At 72.5% G+C, this 6,000-nt stretch carries 3 protein-coding genes; all 3 read left to right on the forward strand.

Going from position 1 to position 6,000, the window contains the following annotated elements:
- Positions 1–3: 3 nt before the first annotated feature.
- The 3 genes from KC207_RS01735 (at position 4) to KC207_RS01745 (ending at position 5,897) form a co-directional block, all read left to right on the forward strand.
- Positions 4–1,167, forward strand: a complete 1,164-nt coding sequence (locus tag KC207_RS01735) for a Gfo/Idh/MocA family protein (protein ID WP_211601190.1) — start codon at positions 4–6, stop codon at positions 1,165–1,167.
- A gap of 141 nt (positions 1,168–1,308) precedes the next feature.
- Entirely contained in the window at positions 1,309–2,424 is a 1,116-nt protein-coding gene (locus tag KC207_RS01740; protein WP_211601156.1) for a sugar phosphate isomerase/epimerase family protein, read from the forward strand.
- A gap of 149 nt (positions 2,425–2,573) precedes the next feature.
- Positions 2,574–5,897, forward strand: coding sequence for a PQQ-dependent sugar dehydrogenase (locus KC207_RS01745; protein WP_211601157.1), 3,324 nt, complete (start codon positions 2,574–2,576; stop codon positions 5,895–5,897).
- Positions 5,898–6,000 lie beyond the last annotated feature (103 nt).

Consider the following 6,000-nt stretch of genomic DNA (forward strand, 5'->3'; position numbering starts at 1 on the left):
GGCATGGTCGGCTACGCGTTCATGGGCATGGCCCACTCGCAGGGGTGGCGCAACGCGCGCAGCTTCTTCGACCCGCCGCTCGTCCCGGACCTCGTCGCCATCGGGGGCCGCAACGCCGAGGCCGCGGGCGAGATGGCCCGCCGCTTCGACTGGCAGCACGTCGAGACCGACTGGCGGGCCCTCGTCGAGCGGCCGGACGTCGACCTCGTCGACATCTGCACCCCGGGGGACACCCACGCCGACATCGCGGTCGCCGCGCTCGAGGCCGGCAAGCACGTCCTCTGCGAGAAGCCGCTCGCGAACACCCTCGAGGAGGCCCGCCGGATGGCCGAGGCCGCCGAACGGGCGAGCGAGCACGGCGTACGGGCCATGGTCGGCTTCACCTACCGCCGGGTCCCGGCCCTCGCCCTGGCCCGGCAGCTCGTGCAGGAGGGCCGGATCGGTCGGATCCGGCACATCCGGGCGCAGTACCTCCAGGACTGGCTCGTCGACCCGGAGTCGCCGCTCAGCTGGCGGCTGCAGAAGGACCGCGCCGGGTCCGGGGCGCTCGGGGACATCGGGGCCCACGTCATCGACCTCGCGCACTTCGTCACCGGCCAGCGCCTCACCGGCGTGAGCGCCCTCACCGAGACCTTCGTCCACGAGCGCCCGCTGCCCGGGGACTCCCACCACGGCCTCACGACGACCCCCGGTACCGGCCGCGGTCCCGTCACCGTCGACGACGCCGCCGTGTTCATCGGCCGCACCGACGCCGGGGCGCTCGCCTCCTTCGAGGCCACGCGCTACGCCACCGGGCGCAAGAACGCCATCCGCCTCGAGGTCAACGGCTCCGACGGCAGCCTCGCCTTCGACTTCGAGGACATGAACGTCCTCCACGTCCACGATGCCTCGACCGACGCCCGGGAGTCGGGCTTCACCCGGGTCGTCGTCACCGAGGGCAGCCACCCCTACGTCGACCACTGGTGGCCGGCCGGGCACGGCCTCGGCTACGAGCACGGCTTCACCCACCAGGCCGCCGACCTCATCGCCGCCATCGCCGCGGGCACCGACCCCGAGCCCACCTTCGCCGACGGCCTCGCCGTCCAGGAGGTCCTCGCCGCCGTCGAGGCCAGCGCCGCGAACGACAGCTGCTGGACGCCGGTCGCCGGCGCCCCCGGCCGCCACTAGAGCCCCCCGCCATCGGGGCAGCACCACCCGCAGCACGCCCACTCACACGTGACCGACCACCACGATCCCCGGAAGGAGCCCGACCGGTCCACCGCTGCACCACCGCTTCACCTCATGTCATTGCAGTGACGAAGGAGCACCATGAACAGCGACAACGACGTCCGCGACTCCGGTCTGGTCCGCAAGCTGGGCCTCAACCGGCGCCAGCTCTTCGCGGCGACGACCGGCATGGCGGCCGCGGCCGCCCTCACCGCCCGTCCGGCCGTCGCCGGCCCCGCGGGGAACGCCAACGGCACCCTCGTGCCCGCGAGCAAGCGCGGCATCATCCTCTACACCGTCCGCGACGCCGTCTCCCGCGACCCGCTGAGCTCGCCGTACGCGTCGGGCTTCCAGGCGGTCCTCGCCGAGCTGTCGGAGATCGGGTACCGGCAGATCGAGTTCGCCGGCTTCCGCCAGCACGCGAACTCCCCGGGCGGCAACGACCTCAACACCCCGGAGGGCGCGACCCTCCTGCGGTCGTGGCTCGACGCGGGCGGCCTCCAGGCCGAGGGCAACCACGGCTCGATCCCCGGCGACCTCAGCGAGGCCTCGCTCGACCGCTTCGACCGCGACTGCGAGATCGCGAACATCCTCGGCCTCGGTCACATCGGCACCGGCAGCGACCCGACCCGCAGCGCGTACGTCGCCGACTGGGCCGCCGCCGCCGAGCGCTGGAACGTCCTCGGCGAGCGGGCCGCGGGCCACGGGCTCAAGCTGTACACGCACAACCACGACATCGCCTACACCTTCCTCCTCGACAGCGGGCCCGCGGACCAGGCCGGCAACCCGACGCGCAGCACCGGCATCCGGCGGCTCGAGTACTTCCTCGAGCACACCGACCCGTCGTACGTCTACCTCGAGATGGACATCTACTGGGCGCACGTCGCGCAGTACAAGCACACGTCCTACACGGCGCCGGACGGCTCGACGGTCGAGTCGGTGTTCGACCCGGCCGCCCTCGTCGCGTCGAAGACGAAGCGGTACCCGCTCTTCCACGCCAAGGACGGCCGCCGCGACGACTCGCAGGCCAACGGGTACGTCATGACGCCGTTCGGCGAGGGGGACATCGACTACTCGACGTTCTTCCGCCGGGTCGGCAAGGCGCACCACAACCCGATGTGGGAGCAGGACACCGCCCCCGGTGGCTCGACCGCCCCCGCCCAGTCGCTCGACTTCGCGCGGCTCAGCTACACCAACATGTCGGCCCTGCGCGGCTGACGACGCACGACCCACCGCACCCCGCGGTGGCGCCGGCCCCGGTGGGGCCCCCATGGCCGTTGCAGCGGCGGTGGCTCCACCGGGACCGGCTCGCCCTACTCACGAAGGACGTGGACATGAAGTGTATTAGCCGAGCGAGGAGAGTGCGGATGGTCCCCATCATCGCGTCGCTCTCGCTCGCCCTGACCGGCGCCGCGGGCGTCGTGGCCTCCCCTGCGGCCGCGCACGACGGCGTCGACCACGGAGCCGAGGCCGGCTCCGAGGAAGCGCTCGACTGGTCGAACTACGAGAAGATCACCCTGACGAAGGACACCGGCGAGCCGATCGACATGGCGGTCATGCCGGACGGGCGGGTCCTGCACACCGCCCGCAACGGCGACGTCCGGCTCACCGACCCCGACGTCGGCACGACGCGGGTCGTCACGACCGTCCCGGTCTACAGCAACTCCGAGGACGGCCTGCAGACCGTCACCCTCGACCCGGACTTCGAGGAGAACGGCTGGGTCTACCTCTACTACGCGCCGCTGGAGATGGAGGCGCCGTACGTCGAGCGCACCCCCTCCGGCTCCGCCCCGAACACCCTGCCCGCCGGGGCCGACGCGTCGTACTGGGACCAGTGGCTCGGCTACAACCAGCTGACCCGCGTCCGGTGGGACGAGGAGTCCGACAGCCTCGACATGAGCACCGAGCAGGTGATCCTCACCGTCGAGAACCAGCGCGGCCAGTGCTGCCACGTCGCCGGTGACGTCGACTTCGACGCCGACGGCAACCTCTACCTCTCGACCGGCGACAACACCCCCGCGAGCACCCCGGGTGCCAACGGGTTCGCGCCGAACAACGACGCTCCCGGGATGAACCCGGGGCTGGACTCGCGGCGCGGCGCGGGGAGCACGAACGACCTGCGCGGCGCGATCCTGCGGATCCACGTCGAGGAGGACGGCAGCTACACGATCCCGGACGGCAACCTCTTCCCCGTGGGGACGGAGAACACCCGCCCGGAGATCTTCGTCATGGGGCTGCGCAACCCGTTCCGGATGGACGTCGACCCCGGCACCGGCTCGGTGTCCTGGGGCGACTACGGCCCGGACGCCGGCGCCGCGAACCCCGAGCGCGGTCCGATGGGGCTCGTCGAGTGGCAGACGACCGGCATCGACACCCCGATGAACGGCGGCTGGCCGTACTGCACGGGTGACTCCTTCGACTACAACGAGTGGGACTTCGCGACGGCCACCCCGGGCGAGTTCTTCGACTGTGCCGCGGGCGCCGAGAACAACAGCCGCTGGAACACCGGTCTGGCCGTCGTGCCGCCGGCCACCCCGGCGACGCTCTGGTACGGCGACGACGCCGACGACCAGCCGTGGCCCGAGCTGACGGACTTCGGTCCCGGCGGCCAGGGCCCGATGGGCGGCCCGGTCTACACCTACGACCCGGACAACCCCTCGACGACGAAGTTCCCCGAGTACTGGCACGAGAAGGCGTTCTTCGCCGAGTTCTCGCAGGACTACCTCGCGGTGTTCGACGTCCAGTGGCCGAACGGGCCGGTGGACCACATCACCCACTTCCTGCCGAACAGCGCGCTCGAGACGAACGGGCAGCCGATCACCGACAGCCCGATCGACATCGAGTTCGGTGCCGACGGCTCGCTCTACGTCCTCGACTACGGCAACGGCTTCTTCCGCCAGAACCCCGAGGCCGGGCTGTACCGGATCGACTACTCGCCGGGCAACAAGGCGCCGACGGCCGTCATCGCCGCCGACCCCTCCTCCGGCAGCAGCGCCCCGCTCACCGTCGCCTTCGACGGGTCCGGGTCCTCCGACCCCGAGGGCGGCGCCCTCACCTACGAGTGGGACTTCACCGGTGACGGCAGCTTCGACGCCACCGGCGTCGAGGTCGAGCACACCTACGACGAGCTCGGGTCCTTCACGGCCCGCCTGCGGGTCACCGACCCCGAGGGCCGGGTCGGCATCACGAGCACGACGGTGAGCGTCGGCAACGTCGCCCCGGCCATCGACGTCAGCGTCCCGGACGGTGCGTTCTTCGACTGGGGCCAGGCCGTGCCGATGACGGTGACGACCGACGACCCCGAGGACGGCACCGCGACGGTCTGCTCGCGGGTCCGCTGGACCTTCGGGCTCGGGCACGACTCGCACGCGCACCCGCTGAGCCAGGGCACGGGCTGCTCGTTCGGCATCCCCACGCCGGCCGACGCGACCGAGCACGGCGAGACGGAGAACATCTTCGGCGTCGTCGTCATCCGGTACACCGACGCGGGCGCGAACGGGGTCGCCCCGGCGACCTCCGAGGTCTCGCTCATCCTCAACCCGAAGCCCCAGGAGGCCGAGTGGGCCGACGTCCAGCAGGGCGTCGAGCTCGTCGACGACGTCGACGCGAGCGGTCTGCGCCGGGTCGAGGGTCTCGACCCGGGCGACCACCTCGCCTGGGACCCGGTGAACTTCACCGGCATCGACGACGTCACCGTGCGGGCCTCCGGGTCCGGCACCCTCCAGCTGCGCTGGGACGCCGCCGACGCCGAGCCGTTCGCCACGGTCGACGTCGACAGCACCGGGTGGTCCGACACGACCGCCTCGCTGGCGAACGCCCCCGAGGGCACCGGGGTCCTGTACCTCACCTCGACGGGCGGGGTCGTCCTCGACCGGCTGACCTTCGGCGGGACCGGTGTCGCGGACACGACGCCGCCGACGGCCTCGGTCGAGCTCACGCCGGCGCAGCCGACGGGCGACAACGGCTGGTACACCGGCAACGTCACGGTGCGCTTCACCGCCACCGACGACGGGACGGTCGCCTCGCAGCAGTTCTCCACCGACGGCGGGCAGACGTGGACGACCGTGTCCTCTCGCAACCCGACGACGACGGTCTCGGCGGAGGGCGTCACGACGCTCCTCTACCGGGCGACCGACAGCGGCGGGAACGTCTCCGAGGTCGGGTCGGTGACGATCCGGATCGACCGGACCCCGCCGGTCGTCGACGTCACGGGCGTCGAGGACGGGGCCGAGGTCGGGGCGTCGCAGGACGTGGAGTGGACCGCGTCCGACGCCACGTCCGGGGTCGCCGAGGTGACCGCCACGCTCGACGGCGAGCCCGCCGAGGGTCCGCTCGCCCTGTGGCGGCTCGACCTCGGGGAGCACGTCCTCGTCGTCACCGCGACGGACGAGGCCGGCCACACGACGAGCGAGACCGTGACGTTCACCGTCACGACCTCGCTCACCGAGCTCCGCGCCCTCGTCGAGCGGTTCGCCGACGACGGCGCGGTGACCACCAAGGGCGAGCGTCAGCTCGTCAAGAAGCTGGACCAGGCCGACAAGCACGCCGGTGCGGGCCGGGACGCCGCCGCGATCGCCCAGCTGCGGGGCCTCATCGGGCTCCTCCGCGATGCGACGCTGGTGAGCGACCCCGAGGCCGCCGACGCGCTGCGCCGGAACGCCGAGGAGGTGGTCCGGCAGCTGCAGGCCTGAGCACGACCGTGGGGGGGGGGGGGGCCCCCCCCCCCCCCCCCGGGCCCCCCCCCCCCCCGCGGCGGGGACCGACGCATTCACCGTCCCGCGCGCCCGGGCGGTG

It is taken from the genome of Phycicoccus avicenniae (genome assembly GCF_018139485.1).
GTDB lineage: Bacteria > Actinomycetota > Actinomycetes > Actinomycetales > Dermatophilaceae > Phycicoccus > Phycicoccus avicenniae.